This window comes from Vibrio sp. 1401 (assembly GCF_033340295.1).
Map to the genome: position 1 here is coordinate 1 of NZ_JAWOWF010000527.1, position 616 is coordinate 616.

General features: G+C 42.4%; 1 protein-coding gene. It reads right to left on the reverse strand.

Going from position 1 to position 616, the window contains the following annotated elements; all coding sequences use genetic code 11:
* On the reverse strand, positions 1 to 616 hold a 616-nt coding region (locus R7Z77_RS26635; RefSeq protein WP_318137206.1), incomplete at both ends, for a type VI secretion protein IcmF/TssM N-terminal domain-containing protein.

Genomic DNA, 616 nt, shown 5'->3' on the forward strand with positions numbered 1-616 from the left:
TAGTCCCAATCCATTAGTTGATCCACTCATCAGTCGATCAACAGGAATGCCCTCTTGTACAGAGCTAAGCAAGAAAACACCGCGAATAAGGGCTGGCTCTTCAAACGTGTTCTGCGCAAATATCTCAGACAAAAACTCATCTAAGTTTGCTTGTAAAACTCGCAGCTGTTTTGGAAATTCGAATATTAGCGTGCGCTTTTCTAAGTCATCTTCAGTTTCTAATATACGTAACATGCGCGCATCGAGCCGCTCCAACATGCCGTGAAACTCTTTATTGAATAGAGAAATAACACCACGTTCGTCATCAACTTCTCGTGGGAACATAAATCCAAAAAGTTCCTCACGCTCTTCTTTACTTAAATCAGCAAAAAATTCATTAAAGCCAGCAACCAGATCCATTTTCGTCAGCAGAACATAGATTGGGAATTGCATACCCAACTGATTTTTGAGTTCCTGAAGGCGAGATTTTATTGATCTGGCATGTAAGCTACGCTCCGTACGAGTTTGAGACATCACACTTGCTAGGCTGACTGTTACGATAGCGCCATTGATAGGCCTTTGAGTGCGGTATTTCTTAAGCAACCCTAAGAAACCGTGCCAAGCTTTAGAGTCAACC